We start from the raw sequence: 4,103 nt of genomic DNA, 5'->3' as shown, positions 1-4,103 counted from the left end.
ATGATGTTATCAACCGATGAAATGGGATCCATACTGCCCTGGAAAAAATCATTCGGCCCGGCCCAGACTGTAAAAAGGGTATTATTATAATTTGTAAACCCTGAACCTGAAAACATACCGACTTGCATATCAAGCCCTGGTACACCGTAGAATCCCGGGCCGGATGTGGTTGCGCCACCCCAGGCATAATTTACAAAATCAGCTGAAAGATTGCTGGCAAGATATTCTACCCATACCGGGCCATTGGAATACCGGCCGTTAAAATATTCCGGAAACGCCGGATTTGTTCCTAATGTAGCGTCATACACATTGTGCGTATCTGAAAGGCTGTCTCCAAAAGCGACAATTGTACTAAAGGCAAACGAGACATTGGGGATAATAAGGCTGAATACAATTGCAATTAATAATAACTTTTTTTTCATTTTATTCTCTCCTGCAAACAATATTTAGTTGAGTGTTTTTAGTTAATTTTTAATTGTTTCTTATTGTTTTCTGCGAATTCCAATCAAGGCTGCAAGACCTGAAAAGAGGAGTATGGCAGCTCCGGGTATTGGAATCACTGACGTCTCACCGGTTATAACATCACCACCGATTCTAAACGCAGCAAAGACTGAGTCCTGATTAAAGGCATACCCTGAAAAACCATTGGTAAAACCAAAGTCAAGGGCGGTGGCGGGATCTCCCGTTGAATAAAATACAAAAGCACTTGTGTAACCATCAAACGCATCAATATACAGATTGATAAAATCAGGTAAATCAGTAAAGGTCGGAGGGCTATTATATACAACTTCTTTCCAGGTTGTGTCGCCAACTTTAACCGCTGCGACTCCCACCCAGTCTGAGGGAGCTGGATTTGATGCACCAAAATCAACATTGGCACCAAAATTAAATGAAAAATTTGTTCCCACTGCAAATCCAATAATATCATTATAAATTGTATCTACAGTAAACTCCACAACAGATTCTCCATTCCAGTCTTCAGTGATAACCACTGGGTCTGTCATTATAGCATAGGATGGTGCGGAAAAAGCAAATAATAACAATAACATTATTACAGGTATTCGTAATAATTTGAATATTCGTTTCATAAAACTTTTTTCTCCTTTAAAAAGTTAATTTTAGTTCTTTTAAACTATTAATGTTTTAAGATAAAAATGCAAGAAATATACCTCTTTTTATGGTTTTTGTTAAAAAATTTTAAGTCATTGAAAAAAAAGCTTTTTTTTAAAATACATAAAAAAGCGTGGAATAAAATTTTTTAAAATAGGAAAATGTTTTCCATATATTAGGAAAAAAAGTTCTTAAAAGTATTACTTTTTTTTCCCAAATTTAAAAAAAGGAGACAAATTTAATGTGCGACCGGGAAAGGTCGTGTATTTCATCGGGTGTGAACCCCTCCCCGGAAGCTCGGTCAGCCAAAAGGTAGTAGTATAGATGATTTTATTCAGGATTCTGACAATTAATTTTTCCAAAATCCATTGAAAAATCTTCCAGTTCACTGATATCCGCCTGGGATGATTCCAACGCATCAATAAAGAATGATAAGTCTTTGCCGTCTACATCGGCATCCCCGTCATAATTATACCGGCAGGAACACAAGGGTGACGGATCAAAGCCCAGGCCGTCAATCCATAAGATAAATCCATTGCCCCATGTGTCTGCGTGGATTTCAATATATTGTATATGGGACATATCAGGCGTACCGGAAACGGTTCTTCGCCAGCCGTTTTCTTCGTACTCTGAAGCATCAAGCGGTATGGAATAAGACTGCCAGTTATCCCGGGCCTCATTTAAAATAGTCCATGGACTGGCGTTTCTATAGTATTGATATTCAAAATAGTTGTTGTCTGCATCTTTAAGCCTGATCCAGGGACTGTGATTCTGAAATCCGTAGGGGCTTGGATTTTCTGCATAAAAGCTGATGTTCAGCGTATCGGAATCACTAAGGTCCCAGTGGGCTACGAATGTTCGAGGATACCGGATATAAGTATCAAAACCGCCATCAGTGACAAATTTTAACGACGCACTGCCGGATAGTTTTCGGCTAGTATCATTTTCCACATAGGTATTCGGAGCTGATGATCCTTCTGCCCATGCAGCCCAGTCTTCCGCATTCATTTCCGTCATTTCTTGTGGTGGGCAATACTGTGCCAGTCCTCCAAGCCCGAGCTGTCTTACAAAGACCGCTTCATCTGTTTGTCCATTAAAATAAGCCACATTTGTTTCAGTGACATCAAGCCAGCAATAATCAGTACCGCCGTCATACTCCACCCTGAAATGCAGAACGCTGTTGGTACCCACAACGGCAAGATAGCCAAATGGATTGGCATGGAGTTCATCACCGGTATAAATGGGTGGTACTTTTTCAGAATCTATGGTGACATTGGGGAGGTAAAATTCTCCATTGATATCTGTCAATCCCTGGGCTTTTATCTGGTCGGTGATAACTTTGCCCTGTCCCGGACGTTCACAATACTGGTACATTTTAACCGTGGCTCCCACAAGAGGCTGGCTGTAAACATCCAGAATACGCAGTTTTATCTGATCCGGCATGTTGTATATATACTGTCCATAATATCCGTGGGCCTGGTCTATCCAGTGCTCCATGCCCAGAGCACTGTGGGGAGAAATAAAATCGGTACAGGAATGCATCAAACCTGCAGGACCGCTGTACCCCAGACCGGATACATCATTATTTTGGCTGGGGACATCCAGCTGGTAGAGATCGATCATACCCAGCTGGTGGCCCATTTCATGGAGGAATCCATAATCAATGTCCTCAGCAGGTCGGTAATAACCTGAACTGCGATAGCTGGGTCCTTGGGCATAAAACCTGAAAGGGAAGACAGCAAAGGGTTGACGGTCGACTGTAGGATCAGGATCTGTATCCTCGATGACCTCAAGAAGATCATAATGGACTCTTTTTTGTGTTCCTGCAGTCTCAAACATCGTATTCATCCGTGCCATGTTATAATTGACCCAGTCCAGAAAATCATCGGTTACAGCTTCAGGGTAGAGAGGGGTGTCAATTTCCCGGAAATCCTGAATATATGATTGATCCACATAAAGCAGGATGGGCACTGACCGGGTATCAATGGCCAGGTCATTGTTGGTGCCGCGTTCATCAGCAACATCAAGGGTTATTTCCACCTTATGGGAGTTGCCATCCCAGTTGAGAACATGGGCATAGGTAGTGGTCTGACCTGGTGCAAGGGATACGGATTCGGTCTGCTGGTCTGCCACAAGATCGTCTACACGCCATGTGGCCTGAAGGTTTCCTGTCCAGGTATTGGTGCCGCGATTCCTCACAGTAGCCGTATAGGTAACAGGATCATCCATATTCGGCCATCTGGGTGTTTCCTGGGTCTGGCCTCCGCCAAGACTTGTGGATGCAGAGAAACAGTAGGGACCAAACCCGGAGGGTTCTGTAATCTCATAATAGGTGTATCGAGCATCGTAACGGGGGAATCTCGGGGTTCGTGAGATGGAGATCACCTGAAGATCGGTTTCATCCCATGGCGTACGGGGACCGACTCCTGCAACATCGGTGATTTCCGCACCCTGTGATGTCACCACGGTGACTGTATAAAAATAGGAGGTTCCATTTGCTGCAGTATCATCGGAAAAATTAGTAGTATTGATATCGTTTACAGTGCCAATTGCAGTTAAGCCTTCAACAGAAGTTATCTCGCTTGTGGATCTGTAGATGGCATAATGGTGAAACTGACCTGAAGGATCAATAACCGGTGCCCATGAAATCTCAACAGTGTTATTGAGAGCGACAGCACTGACACCCTGGGGAGGGTAGATAATTGCCAGGGCATCTTCGCGCATGTCCAGTGCCGTAAAAAGGTTTGTTACTGAAAAAGTGGGGGTATCACCATCGCCATTAGTCACAGACCAGGGAGTCCGTAGCGGAAGATAAAGTTTGCCATCATCGGAAAGAGTAGCGCTGGCCCTTGCTAAGCCTTCGGAGTCCACTGTAAAGGTATCCAGAAGTTCGGCATGGTCGGTTTCATCTTTAAGTGCAAAATAAGCATCCCCGTCATTATTGCCCAGGATAATCACATTGTTTTGGGTGATAATGGGAGAGGCGTAAAACT

3 protein-coding genes are annotated in these 4,103 nt (G+C 43.4%); all 3 read right to left on the bottom strand.

The window, feature by feature from the left end:
• A partial coding sequence (locus tag K8S13_RS13460) for an SGNH/GDSL hydrolase family protein (RefSeq protein WP_291463216.1) occupies nucleotides 1–422 on the bottom strand: 422 nt, incomplete at its 3' end.
• 60 nt (nucleotides 423–482) lie between these two features.
• A complete protein-coding gene (locus tag K8S13_RS13455) occupies nucleotides 483–1,088 on the bottom strand; it encodes a hypothetical protein (protein WP_291463214.1) in 606 nt (201 codons plus the stop codon).
• A gap of 352 nt (nucleotides 1,089–1,440) precedes the next feature.
• Nucleotides 1,441–4,103 (bottom strand): fibronectin type III domain-containing protein (locus K8S13_RS13450; RefSeq protein ID WP_291463212.1); only part of this gene is annotated, 2,663 nt, incomplete at its 5' end.

The sequence above is a fragment of the Desulfobacula sp. genome, assembly GCF_021107415.1.
The sequence above is the reverse complement of the archived record's forward strand: the minus strand, read 5'-3'. Positions and strand labels throughout refer to the sequence as shown.